The sequence below is a fragment of the Limnohabitans sp. Rim8 genome, from assembly GCF_945869175.1.
Lineage (GTDB): Bacteria > Pseudomonadota > Gammaproteobacteria > Burkholderiales > Burkholderiaceae_C > Limnohabitans_A.
The window spans coordinates 1-19,749 of record NZ_CAMBNZ010000028.1 but is presented as its reverse complement, the minus strand read 5'-3'; the positions used below and the strand labels follow the sequence as shown (position 1 = coordinate 19,749).

At 59.2% G+C, this 19,749-nt stretch carries 19 protein-coding genes; 11 read left to right on the top strand and 8 right to left on the bottom strand.

Translation table 11 applies throughout. The features are described 5' to 3' along the window. Positions 1-46: 46 nt before the first annotated feature. The 6 genes from Q0O19_RS06335 to Q0O19_RS06310 all read left to right on the top strand — a co-directional run bounded on the left by Q0O19_RS06335 (position 47) and on the right by Q0O19_RS06310 (position 6,078). Positions 47-355: a YkgJ family cysteine cluster protein gene (locus tag Q0O19_RS06335; protein ID WP_295521080.1), complete on the top strand. Its 309-nt coding sequence runs from the start codon at positions 47-49 to the stop codon at positions 353-355. 67 nt (positions 356-422) lie between these two features. Continuing rightward, positions 423-1,049, top strand: coding sequence for an arylformamidase (kynB, locus tag Q0O19_RS06330; protein WP_295521078.1), 627 nt, complete (start codon positions 423-425; stop codon positions 1,047-1,049). Between the two features lie 20 nt (positions 1,050-1,069). Further along, positions 1,070-2,356 carry a kynureninase gene (kynU, locus tag Q0O19_RS06325; RefSeq protein WP_295521076.1) on the top strand — a complete coding sequence of 429 codons (1,287 nt, stop codon included), beginning with the start codon at positions 1,070-1,072 and terminating at the stop codon, positions 2,354-2,356. 10 nt (positions 2,357-2,366) lie between these two features. Continuing rightward, a complete protein-coding gene (gene kynA / locus Q0O19_RS06320; protein WP_295521074.1) occupies positions 2,367-3,260 on the top strand; it encodes a tryptophan 2,3-dioxygenase in 894 nt (297 codons plus the stop codon). A gap of 86 nt (positions 3,261-3,346) precedes the next feature. After that, entirely contained in the window at positions 3,347-3,814 is a 468-nt protein-coding gene (locus tag Q0O19_RS06315; RefSeq protein ID WP_295521072.1) for a (2Fe-2S)-binding protein, read from the top strand. Then, the gene (locus Q0O19_RS06310) at positions 3,811-6,078 is read left to right on the top strand and encodes a molybdopterin cofactor-binding domain-containing protein (protein ID WP_295521070.1); all 2,268 of its coding nucleotides are present in this window, start codon (positions 3,811-3,813) and stop codon (positions 6,076-6,078) included. Before Q0O19_RS06315 ends, Q0O19_RS06310 begins: the two co-directional genes overlap by 4 nt. Positions 6,079-6,087: 9 nt before the next feature. On the opposite strand, the gene Q0O19_RS06305 is transcribed toward Q0O19_RS06310, so the two are convergent. From Q0O19_RS06305 to Q0O19_RS06270, 8 genes are all read right to left on the bottom strand, one after another. Next, a complete protein-coding gene (locus tag Q0O19_RS06305; protein ID WP_295521068.1) occupies positions 6,088-7,281 on the bottom strand; it encodes an FAD-dependent monooxygenase in 1,194 nt (397 codons plus the stop codon). A 140-nt stretch (positions 7,282-7,421) separates the two neighbouring features. Continuing rightward, the gene (locus Q0O19_RS06300; protein WP_295521066.1) at positions 7,422-8,384 is read right to left on the bottom strand and encodes an MBL fold metallo-hydrolase; all 963 of its coding nucleotides are present in this window, start codon (positions 8,382-8,384) and stop codon (positions 7,422-7,424) included. A gap of 121 nt (positions 8,385-8,505) precedes the next feature. Continuing rightward, complete coding sequence (locus tag Q0O19_RS06295) at positions 8,506-9,501, bottom strand: aldo/keto reductase (protein WP_295521064.1); 996 nt, start codon at positions 9,499-9,501, stop codon at positions 8,506-8,508. A 106-nt stretch (positions 9,502-9,607) separates the two neighbouring features. After that, positions 9,608-10,186 carry a hypothetical protein gene (locus Q0O19_RS06290; RefSeq protein WP_295521063.1) on the bottom strand — a complete coding sequence of 193 codons (579 nt, stop codon included), beginning with the start codon at positions 10,184-10,186 and terminating at the stop codon, positions 9,608-9,610. 128 nt (positions 10,187-10,314) lie between these two features. After that, on the bottom strand, positions 10,315-12,906 hold the full coding sequence (gene acnB, locus Q0O19_RS06285; RefSeq protein WP_295521060.1) for a bifunctional aconitate hydratase 2/2-methylisocitrate dehydratase: 2,592 nt from the start codon (positions 12,904-12,906) through the stop codon (positions 10,315-10,317). A gap of 33 nt (positions 12,907-12,939) precedes the next feature. Further along, positions 12,940-13,302, bottom strand: coding sequence for a hypothetical protein (locus Q0O19_RS06280; protein WP_295521058.1), 363 nt, complete (start codon positions 13,300-13,302; stop codon positions 12,940-12,942). A gap of 215 nt (positions 13,303-13,517) precedes the next feature. Beyond that, positions 13,518-14,525, bottom strand: a complete 1,008-nt coding sequence (locus Q0O19_RS06275; RefSeq protein WP_295521056.1) for a CoA ester lyase — start codon at positions 14,523-14,525, stop codon at positions 13,518-13,520. Positions 14,526-14,544: 19 nt separating this feature from the next. Then, positions 14,545-15,531: a malate dehydrogenase gene (locus tag Q0O19_RS06270; protein ID WP_295521055.1), complete on the bottom strand. Its 987-nt coding sequence runs from the start codon at positions 15,529-15,531 to the stop codon at positions 14,545-14,547. A 240-nt stretch (positions 15,532-15,771) separates the two neighbouring features. Here Q0O19_RS06270 and Q0O19_RS06265 point away from each other — a divergent pair, with 240 nt between their 5' ends. The 5 genes from Q0O19_RS06265 to Q0O19_RS06245 all read left to right on the top strand — a co-directional run. Then, entirely contained in the window at positions 15,772-16,557 is a 786-nt protein-coding gene (locus Q0O19_RS06265) for a GntR family transcriptional regulator (RefSeq protein ID WP_295521053.1), read from the top strand. A gap of 132 nt (positions 16,558-16,689) precedes the next feature. Then, complete coding sequence (gene sdhC, locus Q0O19_RS06260) at positions 16,690-17,121, top strand: succinate dehydrogenase, cytochrome b556 subunit (protein WP_295521051.1); 432 nt, start codon at positions 16,690-16,692, stop codon at positions 17,119-17,121. 34 nt (positions 17,122-17,155) lie between these two features. After that, positions 17,156-17,521, top strand: coding sequence for a succinate dehydrogenase, hydrophobic membrane anchor protein (gene sdhD, locus Q0O19_RS06255; protein WP_295521049.1), 366 nt, complete (start codon positions 17,156-17,158; stop codon positions 17,519-17,521). A gap of 53 nt (positions 17,522-17,574) precedes the next feature. Continuing rightward, a complete protein-coding gene (gene sdhA, locus Q0O19_RS06250; RefSeq protein WP_295521048.1) occupies positions 17,575-19,380 on the top strand; it encodes a succinate dehydrogenase flavoprotein subunit in 1,806 nt (601 codons plus the stop codon). Positions 19,381-19,443: 63 nt separating this feature from the next. Beyond that, a partial coding sequence (locus tag Q0O19_RS06245; protein WP_295521046.1) for a 2Fe-2S iron-sulfur cluster-binding protein occupies positions 19,444-19,749 on the top strand: 306 nt, incomplete at its 3' end.

Sequence of the window (19,749 nt, the reverse complement as noted above, 5' to 3'; positions counted from 1 at the left end):
CTGATGCCCCGGACTTGCTCTGGGGTCCCTCCTCCCTTTTCACGCCATGTCCCACTGCACCACCTGCGGCGCATGCTGCGTGAGTTTTCGGGTGGATTTTTCCATCTGCGAGTCCGAAGAAGGTGGCGGTGATGTGCCTTCGGGTCTGGCCGAGCCCATCACCGAGCACACTTGCCGCATGCGCGGCACCGACCACAGCCCGCCGCGTTGTTCTGCCCTTTATGGCAAAACTGGCGAAAAAGCCATTTGCGGCATTTACGAGTGGCGACCTTCGCCTTGCCGTGAGTTTGAAGAAGGCAGCACCGCCTGCGAACAGGCACGGCGTCGCCAAGGTTTACCTGCCCTGAACCCCTGAACTCTTTTTGATGGGTGTTGGAAATAACCGACACCACGGTTTTGGGGCGGTGCTACCTTCGCTCAGCATGAAAAAACTTTGGGACATTTCTCCCCCCATCCACAGCAACAGTCCTGTTTTTCCAGGCGACACGGCTTACAGCCAGCGCTGGGCGGCAACCTTGTCGGACCTGTGTCCTGTGAATGTCAGCGCCATCACACTGTCGCCCCATGTGGGTGCCCATGCCGATGCGCCGCTGCATTACGACCCGCAAGGCGCGGCGGTGGGCATGCTCGAGTTGACGCCTTTTCTCGGCCGCTGCCGCGTGGTCCATGCCATCGGTGCAGGGCCGGTGATCACCACAGTGCACCTGCAAAAGGCATTGCACAACCTGCCTGAGCGGGTGCTGGTGCGCACCTACCAACAAATGCCGATGGACCATTTTGATGCCCAGCTCTGCGCCTTCGACCCAGACACTGTGCAACACCTGGCCGACCTGGGCGTGCAGCTGATCGGCACCGACAGCGCCAGCATCGATCCGGCCGACAGCAAGCTGCTGCCCAGCCACCAGATGATCCGCCAGCGCGGTTTGCGTGTGCTGGAAAACTTGCTGCTGGACGGCGTGCCCGAAGGCGATTACGAGTTGATCGCCCTGCCCCTCAAACTCATGAGCGCAGATGCCAGCCCCGTGCGGGCCGTCCTGCGCGAACTTTGAAACCGTTTGAAGGACACCCCATGATGAACCTCACCCCCACGCTGCAGGACTGCGAACTGTTGGATTCGCAAGACCCCTTGCGCAGCCTTCGCGCGCAGTTCGATTTACCGCCCGGCGTGATCTACCTGGACGGCAACTCCCTGGGCGTGCTGCCCAAGACCACCCCAGCCCGCGTGGCCAAAGCTGTCACGCAGGAATGGGGAACCGACTTGATCAAGAGCTGGAACAGTGCAGGCTGGTTCACCTTACCCCAGCGCGTGGGGGACAAGATTGCCCGCATCATCGGTGCCCAAGCGGGCGAAGTGATCGCCGCCGACAGCACCTCGATCAACCTGTTCAAAGTGTTGGCCGCAGCGCTGCACATGGCCGCCGCAGACCACCCGCACAAGACCAAAATCGTCAGCGAGCGCAGCAACTTCCCCACCGACCTCTACATCGCCGAGGCCCTGTGCAAAGAGCGCGGCTTCACGCTGCAACTGGTCGAAGCCGACGAAATCACCGCCGCCTTGCACGCCAATGTGGCGGTGCTCCTGCTCACCCATGTGAACTACCGCACCGGCGCCATGCACGACATGCAGGCCATCACTGAACAGGCCCATGCCCAAAGAATCCTCACGGTGTGGGACCTGGCGCACAGCGCGGGTGCGGTGCCCGTCGATCTGAATGGTTCGGGTGCGGACTTTGCGGTTGGCTGCGGTTACAAATACCTCAACGGTGGCCCTGGTGCGCCGGCATTTGTTTGGGTGCGCCCACAACACACCAACCGTTTCTGGCAACCATTGGCCGGTTGGTGGGGCCATGCCGCGCCGTTTGCCTTCACGTCCGATTACCAGCCCGCCCAAGGGATCACGCGCTACCAGTGCGGCACCCAGCCCATCTTGAGCCTCACAGCACTCGACTGCGGCCTGGACGCTTTTTTGAGCGCCGAAACACTGGGCGGCATGACCGCTTTGCGCCAAAAGTCATTGGCCCTCACGGGCCTGTTCATGCAGCTGGTGAGGACTCGGCTGCACGGCCAAGGCTTTGGCATCGCCACCCCTGCTGAGGAAGCCCTGCGCGGCTCGCAAGTCAGCCTGACCCGAGCCGAAGGCGCTTACGCCATCGTGCAGGCCTTGATTGCTCGCGGTGTGATCGGTGACTTCCGTGCGGGCGACGGCGGCCAGCACCCGGACATCCTGCGCTTTGGTTTCACGCCGCTGTTCATCGGCTACGCCGATGTCTGGAACGCCGCCGAGCAGCTGTGCCAGGTCATGGCCAGTGGGGAATGGCAAGAAGCCCGCTTTGCCCAAAAAAACGCTGTGACCTGACCAGCATCACATGACTTCCTGCCCTTTCCATTCCCCCAAAGCCGACGCCACGGCGGGCGCCATCTCAGCCCCGGGCGAGCACATCGTGCACGAAGAAAAAGCCCTGCTCGACTTGGACGGCCGCATGAGCTATGGCGACTACCTGCAGCTTGACGCGATACTGAATGCGCAGCATCCGCTCTCGCCCGACCACAACGAGATGCTGTTCATCGTGCAGCACCAAACCAGCGAGCTGTGGATGAAACTGATGCTGCACGAGTTGCAAGCGGCGATCCACCACATCCAGGCCGATGAACTCCCCGAAGCCTTCAAAAAGCTCGCCCGCGTCAGCAAAATCATGGAGCAGCTTGTGCATGCTTGGGATGTGCTGGCCACCATGACGCCGCCAGAGTACAGCGCCATCCGCCCCTACCTGGCGCAGTCCAGCGGTTTTCAAAGTTGGCAGTACCGCTGCATCGAGTTTGCAATGGGCAACAAGAACGCCGCGATGCTGCAGCCCCATGCCCACCGCCCCGATTTGTCGGTCATCGTGCAGGCTGCCTATGAAGCGCCATCGCTGTACGACCAATGCTTGCGTTTGTTGCAACGCCGGGGATTGGACATGCCCGAAAGCCACACCCAGCGCGACTGGCGACAGCCCTACCCAGCCAGCGAAGCGGTTGAAAACGCCTGGCTGGTGGTCTACCGAAATCCCCAACAACACTGGGATCTGTACCAACTCGGCGAAGAGCTGACCGATCTGGAAGACGCTTTCCGTTTGTGGCGATTTCGACACGTCACCACGGTCGAACGCGTCATCGGTTTCAAGCGCGGCACAGGCGGCACGGGCGGTGTGAGCTACCTGCGCAAAATGCTGGACACCGTGCTCTTCCCCGAAATCTGGACACTTCGCACACAACTGTGACCCTGCTTACCCAGAAGGCTCAGCAGGCGACCAATCATTGATTTCATTTGTACTGATATCCTGGCTTCCATCAATCGGGGAACACTGTGGAACTGAACATCAACGGCCAAAGCCGAAACACCCAAGCCGAGCCCAACATGCCTTTGCTTTGGGTGCTGCGCGATGAACTCAACCTGACCGGCACCAAGTTTGGTTGTGGCGTGGCAGCCTGTGGCGCTTGCACAGTGCACGTCGACGGTCAAGCCGTTCGCTCGTGCGTGATGCCGGTGTCTGCTGTGGCCCATCAAAAGATCAAAACCATCGAATCCTTGGGCACCGTTGATCAACCTCACCCCTTGCAAGTGGCATGGATCGCCGAGCAAGTGCCCCAATGCGGTTACTGCCAAAGCGGCATGCTGATGGCCGCCGCTGCCTTGCTGGACAAAACCCCTCAGCCCAGCGACGCCGACATTGACTTGGCCATGACCAATCTCTGCCGCTGCGGCACCTACCAACGCGTGCGGGCCGCCATCCACCGTGCTGCGGCTCAGATGAAGAAAGGCGGTGCCACATGAAGCGCCGCACTTGGTTACTCAGCGCCCTGGGCGCGACTGGCGCCTTGGTGGTGGGTTGGGGCGCGATGCCCGCTCGGTCACGCATGGGTTCACCCGAATCGATGCTCAAAACCGAAGGCGATGTCGCCCTGAACGGTTGGATCAAGATCGCCAAAGACGGCCGTGTGTTGCTGGCCATGCCGCGCAGCGAAATGGGCCAAGGCGTGCACACGGCACTGGCCATGCTGGTGGCCGAAGAACTCGATGTGCCTTTGAGTCGTGTGCGGCTGGAACAAGCCGGTACCGACACCATCTACGGCAACGTTGCGATGCTCGTGGCCAGCCTGCCCTTTCATCCGCTGGACAGCGAGGGCGAACACCCACCCACCAAGATCAAGCTGGCACAGTGGATGGTGGGCAAAATTGCCCGCGAACTGGGCATCAATGCCACCGGCGGCTCCTCCAGCATCGCAGACCTGTGGGGTCCTCTGCGCATGGCTGCGGCCACGGCGCGGGCCAGCCTTATGCAAGCAGCGGCCTCCCAATGGCAAGTGCCTGCCCGCGAAATCACGGTCGATGCTGGGGTGCTCAAGCATGCTTCGGGCAAGACCGCACATTTTGGCGACATGGCCGCAAGTGCTGCGGGCACCACACCTCAAAATGTCAGCACCAAAGCCCGCCAGGACTGGAAGCTGATCGGTCAAAGCACGCCACGCAGCGATATCCCCGCCAAAGTGATGGGCCAAGCCCAGTTCGGAGCCGATGTGCGCCTGCCCGGCCTGGTATTTGCCGCCATGCGCATGAGCCCTGTGCTGGGCGGTACGGCCTCGTCCATGGACACAACAGCCGCCTTGGCCATGGCTGGCGTTGAGAAAGTCGTGCAGATCGACGCCTGGGGCGGCGGCACCGGGGGTCTGGCTGTGGTGGGCAAGAGCACATGGCATGCTCGACAGGGCGTCCAAGCGGTGCAAGTTCAGTGGCAAACTTCCGGCACCGGCGCTGCAGACACCACCCGCATCCAGGCCGATCTGCTCAAGGCCTTGAACACCGAAAGTGGCTTCACTTTTCACGAACAAGGCCTGCCCGCCCAAGCCGAAAAAGCCGCCGCCAAGCGCATCGACGCCCTCTACCAAGCCCCTTACTTGGCCCACGCCACGATGGAGCCCATGAACTGCACCGCGCAAGTCAAAGACGGCAAAGTGGACATCTGGGTGCCCACCCAAGTGCCGCAAATGGCTCGCGCCATGGCGGCCAAAGCAGCGGGCGTCAAAGAAGACCATGTGAACATCCACGTGACACTGTTGGGCGGCGGTTTTGGTCGCCGACTCGACGTTGACTTTGTGGGTCAAGCCGTGCAAGTGGCCAAAGCCTGCGAAGGCAAACCCGTGCAACTGAGCTGGTCGCGTGAAGAAGACATGACGCACGACTTTTACCGCCCCATGAGCTTGGCCAAGTTCCAAGCTTCGCTGGACGGCACAGGCGAAGTCAGCTGCCTGCGCATCCATTCGGCGGGCGATGCCATCACCCCGCGTTGGATGGCGCGTGCAGCGCCGCACTTGTCCGGCCCTGTGGACATGCCCGACAAAACCACCTCCGAAGGCCTGTTCGATCTGCCCTATGGCTTGTTAAACCAGCACATGAGCCATGTGGCCACCCAATCAGGCGTGCCCGTGGGTTTTTGGCGCTCGGTGGGCCATTCGCACAACGCCTTCTTTTCAGAAAGCTTCATCGACGAACTGGCCGTGGCCACCCAGCAAGATCCGCTGACCTTTCGCCTGAATCTGCTGAAAAACGCCCCGCGCTATGCGGCGGTGCTGAAACTGGCCGCTGACAAAGGCGACTGGGGTAAGCCACTGTCTGCAGGCCGATCGCGAGGCATAGCCCTGCACGGGTCTTTTGGATCGATCACAGCCCAAGTGGCCGAGGTCTCGCTGGAGCAGGGCCAAATTCGGGTCCACCGCGTGGTGTGCGCCATCGACTGCGGCACCGTGGTCAACCCGGACACCGTGGCCCAGCAAGTGGAAAGCAGCGTGATCTATGGCCTGAGCGCAGCCCTCTTTGGCAAGATCGACATCGTGGCGGGCGTGGTGCAACAAAGCAACTTCGCAAGCTACCCCATGGTCATGCTCAGCCAGGCTCCGGTGGTGGAAACGCACATTGTGCCCAGCAACCGCCACCCGGCAGGCGTGGGCGAACCGGCCGTACCGCCGGTGGCTCCCGCCGTGGCCAATGCGCTGTTTGCCCTCACGGGCAAGCGGCTGAGGACTTTGCCTTTGGCGGTTTGAGCAGCGAGGTCAAAGCGCAGGGCCTTGGCCATAAAGCCATGGCAGGTCCATCAGCCGCTGCCCCATGAGCCGCATCGACAGATTGCGGCCCATGGCCACCAGGCCTTGGGCATGGAAAATTTGCCCATTGCGAATCGCCCGGGCTTGCACCTGAGCGTTGCGGGCCCAGCGTTGATCGGCATAGGCCTGCAAACGCTGCACCACGCTGCCGGCGCCTTGGCCCCAACACTGGGCCAGCACTTGCGCGTCTTCGATCGCCATGCCCGCGCCTTGCGCCAGATAGGGCCGCATCGGGTGCGCCGCATCGCCCACCAGCGCCACCCGACCCTGCGCCATTTCGCTGGCAGCACGCACGGGGGCACGGTCGTGCAAGGGCCACAAACGCCAATCGGAAATGGCTTCCAGACGCTGGCGCAAATCAGCACCGACAGCGCCCATGGCCTGCATCAAAATATGGGCGTTGGCGGTGTGGTCCCAATTCTGGGGATTGGCCGGTTTTTCGCCATGCACCACGGCGATCACATTGAGCCATTCCCCACGGCGCACCGGGTAATGCACCACATGCAAGCGGGGGCCCATCCAGACCGTGACCTGGTCGGTGCGCAAATGCCCCGGCAAATCGGCCTGCGCCACCATGGACCGGTAGGCCAGGTGCCCGGTAAAGCTGGGCGGTTCATCGCCCAACAACTTCTGACGTGTCGCGCTCCACACGCCATCGGCCCCAATCAGTGCGCTGACACCCAAGGGCTGCGGGCTGTCGTTGCACACCTCCAAACCGTCTGCGGTTTCGCGCCAGCCCCGCACGGTTTGGCCCAAACGCAAGTCGGCGCCCTCGCCTTGCGCAGCTCGGAGCAACAGGCCATGCAGATCGGCCCGGTGGATGGTGGCATAGGGCGCGCCGTAAAGCGCTTGCGCACGCTCACCCAATGACAAGGTGCCCAAAACCCGACCCGTTTGGGCATCGCGGGTCTGCAACTGCTTGGGGAATGCCGCCACCCGCGCCAGCGCGTCGCCCAAGCCCCAAGCCTGCAAAATACGGGTGACATTGGGGCCCATTTGCACACCTGCACCCACCTCACTGAACTGTGGCGAGCGCTCCAAGAGCACAACCGGCAAACCCGCACGGGCGAGGGCCACAGCAGCGGCCAACCCGCCAATTCCACCCCCTGCGATCAACCCCGGTTTGCGCTCATGTCTTGTCATGTGCACATTGTGCCTGCCGTGAACCGTCCTCCATTGCACTCAGTATTGCACTTGGCATTGAACTCGCCACACCTTCCGACCCATGAAAACGGCACCCTCAGGTGCCGTTTGATCCATGGTGGAGTCGCCTTTTGGAATGGTCAGGCCACCGGTTTGAACTGATAGCCATCACCCGATGGTTCGATCGTGCCAAACGCTGGAAAGGGGAAGTGGAATCCACCTGCCATCATTTTTTCCTTGACCAACATGTCAAACACACGGCGACGCGATTGACGTGCCATTTCTGGGTTCATGTCGAACAGCACAGCCCAGTCGGGTGCCCGCGCGAACAAAGAAGGCACGTTGGTGATGTCAGCCACATAGGCAAACGACTGGCCTTGAGAATGCATTTTGAACAAACTGTGACCCGGCGTGTGGCCAAAGGCAGCGATGGAAGTCAGGCCAGGCGCCACATCGGTACCGGGCTCAAATTTGACCAATTGATCACCGGACAAATTGCCCAAAGCGCGGCGAACGCCGGCAAAAGCGCCTTGCATGGCGGCAGGCGCTGCCGCCATGCGTGCGTCATCCATCCAAAAAGCATGCTCTACGGAGGGCACATGCACACGGGCATTGGGGTACACCAGTGAACCATTCTTGTAACGCAAACCGTTGATGTGGTCACCGTGGTAATGGCTCAAGACAACGTTGTTGATGTCCTCGGGCTTGAAGCCGGCAGCCGCCAGGTTGGTCAAGAGTTTGCCTGTGGTGGGGGGCCCGTTGTCAGCAAAGCCTGTGTCAAACAAATAACGCTGGTTGCCATTGACCAACAAAAACGGGGTGTAAGGCACATCGATGTAATCGGTGGGCAAATTTTGTGAGGCCAACAAGGCCTTCACATTGTCCAAAGGCACTTTGGGCACAAACTCTTCGCCCAAAGGACGACGCACAGCGCCATCGTTGAGGGCAATGACTTCCATGTTGCCCAGCTTCATGCGGCGAAAACCAACCGTGGGGAGATTGGGCGCGCCAAAGTTGGGGGCAGACTGGGACCAGACAGAAGAAAAGACCAAAGCCGAGGTACCCGCCAAGCCGGCACCCATGAAAGAACGTCGTGAAAACATCAAATGACTCCCTGTTTGTGTGTTGGGCCATCAGCATAACCAAGCGCTTTGATGCGATGAAATCGACCCCAATAACCCTGATCAGGCCAGGGTTGAGGCAAGGTGGACAGAAGGCGTCGCTTCAACGCCCATTCAGTGGGTAAGCAGGGTCGTTGTAACCTGGTGTGGATGGGTGACCTGGTGCCACCAAGGCATTGACGACCGCTTCGTCCTCGGCCGTGATCTTCACATCCAGCGCGCCAGCGTAATCTTGCCATTGCGCCAGCGTGCGTGGCCCGGCGATGACCGCACTGACATGGCGGTTGGCCAACACCCAAGCCGTGGCAAAGTGCGCCAATGAGACCCCTTTGCCTTCGCAGTGCTGACGCAAAACTTGCGACATTTGCAAGGACTCCTGCCGAAATTCGGTTTCAAGGATGCGCTTGTCGGCGCGGGCAACCCGGCTGCCTTCGGCAGGTGCCTGACCTGGCGCGTATTTTCCGGTGAGAACACCCCGCGCAATAGGGCTGTAAGGCACCACACCCATCCCGTAATGCCCACATGCTTCCAGGATTTCCACCTCAGGCAAACGGTTGAGCAAGTTGTAATACGGCTGGCACACCACGGGGCCGGGCATGTTCATTTGGCGTGCGATATGGACCATTTCAGCGATGCGCCAACCCCGAAAATTCGAGACACCCCAATAGCGGATCTTGCCGTCACGCAGCAAAGCCTCGATGCCCCGCAAGGGCTCTTCCAGGTTCATGCCGTTGTAATCGCGGTGCAGGTAATAAATATCGAGGTGGTCGGTGTCCAGGCGGCGCAAGCTGTCTTCGCATGCCCGCAACATCCAGCTGCGCGAGTAGCCCTGGTGGTTGGGCAGGGGCGCCATGGCATTGCCCAGCTTGCTGGCCAATACCCAGCGATGGCGTTGACCTTTGAGCAATTGGCCCACGATTTCTTCGGATTTTCCGAGCGAGTACACGTCGGCGGTATCGATGAAGTTGCAGCCCTTTTCGTGCGCATCGGCGACGATGTGCCCTGCATCTGCGATTGAAGTTTGGTCGCCGAACATCATGGTGCCCAGACACAAACGGGAAACTTTCAAGGGGCTGCTGCCCAAAGTGGCTTGATTCACATGGAACTTTCTGTGCAAATTGACGGTGAATCCAGACTACGCGATTTGACAAAACCACGCTGTCACCTGCGCAGATCAGCCGCCCAAGCTCAACCATGGGCGATCTCTAACGCAAACCCTGCACAAAGCCGGGGCCACCGTCTTGCAAAGGACCCAAGGGGTTCCTTCGAACCTCCACTTCTTGGACCGCAGGTTGGCCGCCCCAGGTTCGGTGCACGACCAAGCCATTGACCATCAAGATCGTGGCATTGAAGCGCCAACCACTGGTCTCGGTGGTGCGCTTGAGGTTGACAAAATCCATGAAAAAACTGCCGGTTCGGACCCTGGCAATGCGTGAGGCCTTGATCTCCCAACCCCAGCAGGCATCACCGGCCCTCAGGCAATCCTGGATGCCTTTGTCCAGATCATCGCGGTTTTGCAAATTGCCATTGATGACGCGCTTGGCGATGTCCGAATGGGTCAGGATCAGCGTATTGGGTTGTTGCAACGGATCGATTCCCAACGGGGCCAAAGTGGTCACATCGCTTTGGTAGGGCACCAATGACTCGATGGTCATTCGCGCCTCTTCAAAGCTGGCAAATTGGGCGGCGTTGGTGGTGGTGCTCGGCAGCAAGGATGCACACCCCTGCAGCAAGGCCAGTGCACCCAATACAAACACAAGAGAACAGCTGGGTTTCAATGACATGGTGGTGCGATACGTGTGTGGCAGTTTAGCCCCTGTGCATGCACAAGGGTCCGTCATTTGGCGCACAGACCCCACAAAAAAGCCCCGCCAGCTTTCACCGACGGGGCTTGGTCCAGAACCCAGGTGGATCAAGCGGTGACGCCCTTGGCCGTTTCCACGTACTCTTCAATCTGGTTGAAGTTGAGGTACTTGTAGATGGCTGCACCATCTTTGTTCACCACGCCCATGGCTGCGTGGTATTCGGCCACGGTGGGGAACTTGCCCATCTTGGAAGTGATCGCGGCCAACTCGGCCGATGCCAAATACACGTTGGTGTTCTTGCCCAAACGGTTGGGGAAGTTGCGTGTGGAGGTCGACACCACGGTCGCGCCTTCGCGCACTTGTGCTTGGTTGCCCATGCACAAGGAGCAGCCTGGCATTTCGGTGCGGGCACCGGCTGTGCCGAACGCAGCATAGTGCCCTTCTTTGATCAACTCGCTCTCGTCCATCTTGGTGGGCGGGGCCACCCACAATTTGACGGGGATGTCGCGTTGGCCGCCCAACAAAGTGGCCGCTGCGCGGAAGTGGCCGATGTTGGTCATGCACGAACCAATGAAGGCTTCGTCGATGTGGGTACCAGACACTTCGGACAAGAACTTGGCGTCGTCAGGATCGTTCGGGCAGCACACGATGGGCTCTTTGATGTCGGCCAAATCGATCTCAATGACGTGGGCGTACTCCGCATCTTTGTCTGCTTCCAGCAGGTTTGGCGCAGCCAACCATTGCTCCACCTTCTCAATGCGGCGCGCCAAGGTGCGTGCGTCAGCGTAGCCGTCGGCAATCATGTTTTTCATCAACACCACATTGGACTTGAGGTATTCCTCAACAGGCTCTTTGTTGAGTTTGATCGAGCAACCGGCGGCAGAGCGCTCAGCAGATGCATCTGACAACTCAAATGCTTGCTCCACCTTGAGGTTGGGCAAACCTTCGATTTCCAAAATGCGACCTGAAAATTCGTTGATTTTGCCGGCCTTGGCCACGGTCAACAAACCTTGCTTGATCGCGTACAAAGGAATGGCATGCACCAGGTCACGCAGGGTGACACCAGGCTGCATTTCGCCTTTGAAGCGCACAAGAATAGACTCAGGCATGTCCAAAGGCATCACACCTGTGGCGGCACCGAAGGCCACCAAGCCAGAACCGGCGGGGAAGCTGATGCCGATGGGGAAACGTGTGTGCGAGTCGCCACCTGTACCCACAGTGTCAGGCAACAGCAAACGGTTGAGCCAAGAGTGAATCACGCCGTCGCCTGGACGCAGAGAAACGCCGCCACGGTTGCTGATGAAGGCCGGCAATTCACGGTGCGTTTTCACGTCCACCGCCTTGGGGTAAGCCGCGGTGTGGCAGAACGATTGCATGACCATGTCGGCCGAGAAACCGAGGCAGGCCAGGTCTTTCAACTCGTCGCGCGTCATGGGGCCGGTGGTGTCTTGTGAACCCACGGTGGTCATCTTCGGTTCGCAGTAAGTGCCGGGGCGAACGCCTTGGCCTTCTGGCAAACCGACCGCACGGCCGACCATCTTTTGCGCCAATGTGAAGCCCGCTTGGGTGCTGATCGGTGCTGCGGGCAAACGGAACACGGTCGATGCGGAAAGACCCAAGAACTCGCGGGCCTTGGCCGTCAAGCTGCGGCCGATGATCAAGTTAATGCGGCCACCGGCTCGCACTTCGTCAAACAGCACATCGCTCTTGAGTTGGAAGGTGGTGATGGTTTCACCGTTCTTGACGATCTTGCCTTCGTAAGGCAACACGTCCACCACGTCACCCATGTGGAGTTGGGTCACGTCCACTTCGATCGGCAAAGCGCCTGAATCTTCTTGGGTGTTGAAGAAGATGGGGGCAATCTTGCCACCCAAGGTCACGCCACCAAAACGCTTGTTGGGCACGAACGGAATGTCTTCACCAAAGCCCCAGATGATGCTGTTGGTGGCTGACTTGCGTGAAGAGCCTGTGCCGACCACGTCGCCCACATAAGACACCAAATGACCTTTTTTCTTCATCTCTTCGATCATGGCCATGGGGCCGCGCTTGCCATCTTCTTCGGGCTTGAAGGGTGCACCTTCGCGGGTGTTTTTCAACATTGCCAAATAGTGCAAAGGGATGTCTGGACGGCTCCAGGCATCAGGCGCTGGCGACAGGTCATCGGTGTTGGTCTCGCCTGGCACCTTGAACACGGTGATGGTGATTTTTTTCTCGACTTCAGGGCGGGCGGTGAACCACTCGGCATCGGCCCAGCTGTGCATGACTTCTTTGGCCTTGGCGTTTCCGGCCTTGGCTTTTTCAGCGACGTCGTTGAAGAAGTCGAACATCAACAAAGTTTTCTTCAAGGCCTCAGCGGCCACGGCAGCCACTTCAGAATCCTCGAGCAATTCGATGAGCGGGTGCACGTTGTAGCCACCCACCATGGTGCCCAACAACTGAGTGGCCTTGGACTTCGAGATCAAAGCCACTTGGATTTCGCCGTGCGCCACAGCCGCCAAGAAAGAGGCTTTGACTTTGGCCGCATCGTCCACGCCGGGTGGCACGCGGTGGGTCAGCAAGTCCATCAAGAACGCTTCTTCGCCCGCGGCGGGGGTTTTGATCAACTCGATCAATTCAGCCGTTTGCTTGGCGTCCAATGGAAGCGGGGGGATGCCCAGCGCTTGGCGCTCGGCAACGTGGTCACGGTAGGCTTTCAACATGGTTTTTTCTCCTGTCAGTCAAGGTTTCAAGATTTACCGCCCCATGCCGGTCGTATCGATCAGGCTGTGCGGCGGATTGGATTTCATGCTTTGGGCAAAGGCCAGTTGCTCGGCATTCGCACATTCATCGGCCATGCGACGGCCCTTGTGTTGGTCCATCAGCATCGATTTATTGGCCAGTTGCAGCCACACAGCCCCCGCTTTTTGGTCTTCCAGACGGATGGCACCTGTGCTGGTCACGATGGGGTGCATGCGGTAGCGAAACCCTTTGCCATGCAAATAAAAGTAACCGGGTTGCGATGCGTCGGCTTCCAATCGGACGGATGCACCCAGCTCGCAAGGCAATTGGCCTTGGTGAACGCGCTCGGCAATGGCCAGTTCATCGGGCCCCATCAAGGTGTCAGGCTCCGCTGGGACTGTTTTTTTGGGGGGTTTGGCTTTGGCTTGGGCATTTTTTTGAGCCCCTGGCTGGACCTTGGCATTTTTTGCAGCAGACGGCTTGGAATTCACTTGTGACCAGGCAGGCACAACCCACCCCAAAGAGGCCATGCAAAGGACTTGGAGGACAACCATTTTGGACATGCCACGGCCATCTGTTGGGCTTGCTCTGGTCATGGCGCAGGCCTGTGGTGGATACCCGAACCCGTCAAAAAGCCTTGGATCTCTAACGGCAAAGGGCGACCGGTCTGGTGCGCCCGCTCGATCAGTTGCCAGAAAAACCGGTAGCTGGCCCGGTCGTGCAATTGACCTGCATGGCTGATGGGTGCCCACTGAGCCGCCTGAGCAGCCAAAATGATTCGGCTGGCCTCCTCAATTTGCGCCTCGCTGGGGGCCATGGCTTCCAATATGGGGCGAATTTGGTCGGGATGGATGCTCCACATGCGGGTGTAGCCCAATTCACGCGCCGCTTTTTGGGCGGCCATGCGGATGGCATCGGTGTTTTTGAACTCGGTGACCACGCTATGAGAGGGCACTTTGCCATGGGCATGGCAAGCGCTAGCGATCTCGAGTTTGGCCCGCAGCACCAAAGGGTGGGTGAACTGCCCCTGGATACCCATGCCGTCCGCAGGAATCGCACCACCGTGAGCGGACACAAAGTCCATCAGGCCAAAACTGATCGATTGAACACGCGGGTGGGCGGCAATGTCAAACGCACGGTGCACCGCAGCGGGCGACTCGATCAAAACATGCAGGGCCAGATTTTTGGCGCCTGATCGCATCAGTGCCAGTTCGGCCATTTGCACATCGGCCACCGACTCGACTTTGGGCACCATGATGTGCGTCAAACGCTGCGCCGCTTGGCCTGCGATGGTGGCCACGTCGGCCTGAAAACTGGGGTGGTCCACGGGATGCACACGCACGCCCACACGGGCCTCGGGTGCAGCGCCCAACGCCAACTCGGTGACCAAAGCGGCATGCTCAGACTCGCCGCCCACGGGGGCACCGTCTTCACAATCCAGGGTCACATCAAAAACGCAGGTCCCAAATTCTTGCGTCATCTCCGCTTGCAGCTGCAAGCTTTTTCGCATCCGCACTTCGACACCGCTGTAATGGTCACACACCGGCAGCGAAACGCCACCGGCTTGCGCACCCAACAGAACGTCGCGCGGATGGCTCACTCTGCTTCTTTGTTGAGAGTCAGACCAAGTGGGCCACGCCAGCTTGCTCGTCGGTCAACTCTTTGAGGGTTTTGTCAATGCAGCCTTGGCTGAAAGCATCAATTTCCAAACCCTCAACCACTTTGTATTGGCCGTTTTCGCAGGTCACTGGAAAGCCAAACATGACGTCTTTGGGAATGCCATACCAGCCTTGCGAGGGGATACCCATGGTGACCCACTTGCCGTTGGTGCCCAAGGCCCAGTCGCGCATGTGGTCGATGGCGGCATTGGCAGCCGAAGCTGCCGAGGACAGGCCGCGTGCTTCGATGATGGCCGCGCCGCGCTTGCCAACGGTGGGCAAGAACACGTTGGCGTTCCACTCTTGGTCGTGTATCATGGCTTTGACAGATTCGCCCTGGATGGTGGCAAAGCGGTAGTCGGCGTACATGGTCGGCGAGTGGTTGCCCCAGACGCACAGTTTTTCAATGTCGGCGACGGCTTTGCCGGTCTTGGCAGCGATTTGCGACAAGGCGCGGTTGTGGTCCAAACGCAGCATGGCGGTGAAGTTGCCGGGTTGAAGGTCAGGCGCGGCCTTCATGGCGATGTAGGCGTTGGTGTTGGCGGGGTTGCCCACGACCAGCACTTTGACGTCACGCGAAGCCACGGCGTTCAGGGCCTTGCCTTGGGCTGTAAAGATGGCGCCGTTGATGGCGAGCAATTCAGCACGCTCCATGCCGGGGCCACGAGGGCGCGAACCGACCAGCAAGGCGTAGTCAGCATCTTTGAATGCGGTCATCGGGTCGCCATGGGCTTCCATACCGACCAACAAGGGGAATGCACAGTCTTGGAGTTCCATCATCACGCCCTTGAGCGCTTTTTGGGGTCCTTCAACTGGCACTTCCAGCAATTGCAGGATGACAGGCTGGTCTTTGCCCAACATTTCGCCCGAGGCGATGCGGAACAACAATGCGTAACCGATTTGACCTGCGGCGCCGGTAACGGCAACGCGGACGGGCTTTTTGCTCATGGTGGAAACTCCAAAAGTGTTGAAAACAAGGGTCGCAGTCCCTGTCCGACAACGCTTGTCGGCAGGTCTGTCCGGCTCACCGGACCCGCGCATCGCTTACCCCTTGAATGGAAACGAACGCAAGCAAACAGCTCATGAGTGTACCCGCGAAAAACAGCGATCGTCAATTTGTCTTATGTCTTATATAAGATAAGATACCGTCCCTGACGTGCAACTGACCCGCACGGCAAATTCAACCCCATGAACAACACCCCACCCTTGGCCGAACACAGTTCTTCGGATGCAGGCAATCTGACGCCCACCCCCGCGTTCAGCCCTCTGTACCAGCAAATCAAGGGCTTGATTTTGCAAAACCTGCAGTCCGGCGAATGGAAACCGGGCGAATCCATTCCGAGCGAAATGGAGTTGGCCGCCCGCTACCGGGTCAGCCAAGGCACGGTCAGAAAAGCCATTGACGAGTTGGCCAGCGACCACCTGCTGGTGCGCAGGCAAGGCAAAGGCACATTTGTCGCCACGCACTCTGAAGACCATGTGCAGTACCGCTTCTTGAAACTGGTGCCCGATCGAGGCGACCTGGATTCAGAAGGACCGGCCCAACGAGAAATCGTCGACTGCAAACGCTCCCGTGCCACAGCAGAAATCGCCCGGGCATTGGCGCTGCGCACGGGCGACGCCGTGCTTCAAGTCCGTCGTGTGCTTTCTTTTGGCACCATTCCCACCATTTTGGAAGACTTGTGGTTGCCAGCAGCCCCCTTCAAAGGCCTGACCGCCGAGCGCCTGGCCGGTTACCACGGCCCCATGTATGCCTTGTTTGAAACCGAATTTGGGGTGCGCATGGTTCGCGCTGACGAAAAAATACGCGCCGTACTGCCCGACGAGACGCAAAGTCAATTGCTCAAAGTCGGTCAAAGCACCCCTTTGCTCAGCGTCGAGCGCATTGCTTACACCTACAACGACACGCCCATGGAACTGCGCCGGGGCATTTACAGCACCGAACACCACCATTACCGCAACGCACTGAGCTGAGCCCCATTCCACTCTCGAAGAATCGCCCTGTCACATGCGTGTGCAATGCTCGTGTCAGTTTGCTGCGTTGCAATAGAATCGTTTACGTTAGATACCTGCAACTCGATCGCGTTAATCCAGAAAGTAAACCCCATGACCGAACTCGCGCGCAAGCGGCCTGAATTCCGCAACATCAACGCCTTGAAAGATTTGCCCTCCTACCGTTTACCGATGGCGGGCATCGTGTCGATTCTTCACCGGATCAGCGGTTTTTTGATGTTTTTGCTGATGCCATTGATCATCTGGATGTTTGACAACTCGATCACCTCCGAGATTTCGTTCGCCAAGCTGTCCGCTGCATTCAACATCGGTATCGGTTTTGTGCCCGGTTGGTTCATGAAGCTGATCGCCTTGTCTTTGATCTGGGCTTACTTGCACCATTTCATTGCCGGTTTGCGCCACCTGTACATGGATGTGTGCCATGCCGTGACCAAAGAATTCGGCCAATCGTCGGCCATCGTCACCTTGGTTCTGAGCATGGGTCTGACGGCTGTGTTGGGTGCCAAGATGTTTGGCTTGTACTGATCTGCCCCCAAAACATCAAAAAGGAAACTGAACTATGTCCGTGAACTACGGCTCCAAACGCATCGTGACCGGTGCTGGTTACGGCTTTCGTGACTGGCTCGCGCAACGCGTGACCGCTACCCTGATGGCTCTGTTTACCGTGATCTTGCTGGCCCAGGTGATCTTCACCTCAGGCCCCATCGGTTACGAAGAGTGGGCTGGCATTTTTGCCGCCCAGTGGATGAAGGTGTTGACCTTCTGTGTGATCCTTTCTCTGCTGTACCACGTCTGGGTGGGCATGCGTGACATCTGGATGGACTATGTCAAACCTTTGGCGGTGCGCCTGGTTTTGCATGTTTTCACCCTCGTCTGGTTGATCGGCTGTGCTGGCTGGTCTGTTCAGGCCCTGTGGCGCCTTTGAGGCGTCCACCACCGCTTGTCATTGCGCTGAACCCCTACCAACCAAGATAAACCATGAGCTATACCCAAGACAAAATCACCACCCGCAAGTTTGACGTTGTGATCGTCGGCGCCGGCGGTTCGGGCATGCGTGCCTCGCTGCAATTGGCCCGCGCGGGCTTGAATGTCGCCGTCCTATCCAAAGTGTTTCCTACCCGTTCACACACAGTGGCAGCCCAAGGCGGCATCGGTGCCAGCTTGGGCAACATGTCCGACGACAACTGGCACTACCACTTTTACGACACCATCAAGGGCTCCGACTGGCTCGGCGACCAGGATGCGATTGAATTCATGTGCCGCGAAGCGCCCAAGGTCGTGTACGACCTGGAACACATGGGCATGCCTTTTGACCGCAACCCGGACGGCACGATTTACCAGCGTCCGTTTGGCGGCCACACCGCCAACAACGGTGAAAAGCCGGTGCAACGCGCCTGCGCTGCGGCTGACCGTACCGGTCACGCCATGCTGCACACCCTGTACCAGCAAAACGTGGCGGCCAAAACCAGCTTCTTTGTGGAGTGGATGGCCCTTGACCTGATCCGTGACGCCGAAGGCGACGTGGTCGGCGTGACCGCCCTGGAGATGGAAACTGGCGACCTGCATGTTTTGCACGCCAAGACCGTGCTGATGGCCACGGGTGGTGCAGGCCGCATTTATGCTGCTTCCACCAACGCCTTCATCAACACCGGCGACGGTTTGGGCATGGCGGCCCGTGCGGGCATTCCTTTGGAAGACATGGAGTTCTGGCAGTTCCACCCCACCGGCGTGGCCGGTGCCGGCGTGCTCTTGACCGAAGGCTGCCGCGGCGAAGGCGCCATCTTGCTCAACAGCAATGGCGAACGCTTCATGGAGCGCTATGCGCCCACCTTGAAAGACTTGGCACCGCGTGATTTCGTGTCACGTTGCATGGACCAGGAGATCAAGGAAGGCCGTGGCTGCGGTCCTAACAAAGATTACGTGCTGCTCAAGTTGGACCACTTGGGCGCAGACACCATCCACAAGCGCCTGCCCTCGGTGTACGAAATCGGCGTCAACTTCGCCAACGTGGACATCACCAAAGAGCCGATCCCCGTGGTGCCCACCATCCACTACCAAATGGGCGGTATCCCCACCAACATCAACGGTCAAGTGGTGGTGCAAAACGGCACCGACCACAACGCCGTGGTCAACGGTTTGTACGCGGTGGGTGAATGCTCTTGCGTCTCGGTGCATGGCGCCAACCGCTTGGGCACCAACTCTCTGCTCGACCTGCTTGTGTTTGGCCGCGCAGCCGGCAACCACATCGTTGACTTCGCCTCCAAAACCAAGTCACACAAAGAACTGCCGGCTGATGCGACCGACCGCACGCTTGAGCGCCTGAACAAGCTCGAAGGCCGTGGCGGCGAATACGCCCAAGACGTGGCCAACGACATGCGCGCCGCCATGCAACTGCATGCAGGCGTGTTCCGCACCCAAGCCAGCATGGACGAAGGCGTTCAGAAGATCGCCGCCATCCGTGACCGCGTCAATGCCATTGGCCTGAAGGACACGTCCAAAGTGTTCAACACCGCCCGCATCGAAGCGCTGGAAGTGGAAAACCTCATTGAAGCCGCACAGTCCACCATGGTGTCTGCCGCTGCCCGCCGCGAATGCCGTGGCGCGCACACGGTGAGCGACTACGAGCGCCCAGTAGACGACGCCGTGGCGCCACTGGGCCGGGACGACGCCAACTGGATGAAACATACCCTGTGGCACAGCGCTGACAACAGCCTGACCTACAAACCCGTCAAGCTCAAGCCCCTCACGGTAGATTCCGTGCCACCCAAGGTTCGCACTTTTTAAAGATGGCTTGAACCGCTCACCTCAGGTGACGGTCCAACAGCAAATTACACCCGGAGTTCTTTCATGACCCTACGCACTTTCCAAATTTACCGCTACGACCCTGACAAGGACGCCAAGCCTTACATGCAAACCATCCAGGTGGATTTGGACGGCAACGAACGCATGTTGCTGGACGCCTTGATGAAACTCAAAGCCGTAGACCCAAGTATTTCTTTCCGCCGTTCATGCCGCGAAGGGGTGTGTGGCTCAGATGCGATGAACATCAACGGCAAAAACGGTTTGGCGTGTCTCACCAATATGAACACCCTGCCCGGCAACATCGTTTTGAAACCGCTGCCAGGTCTGCCCGTGATCCGCGACGTGATCGTG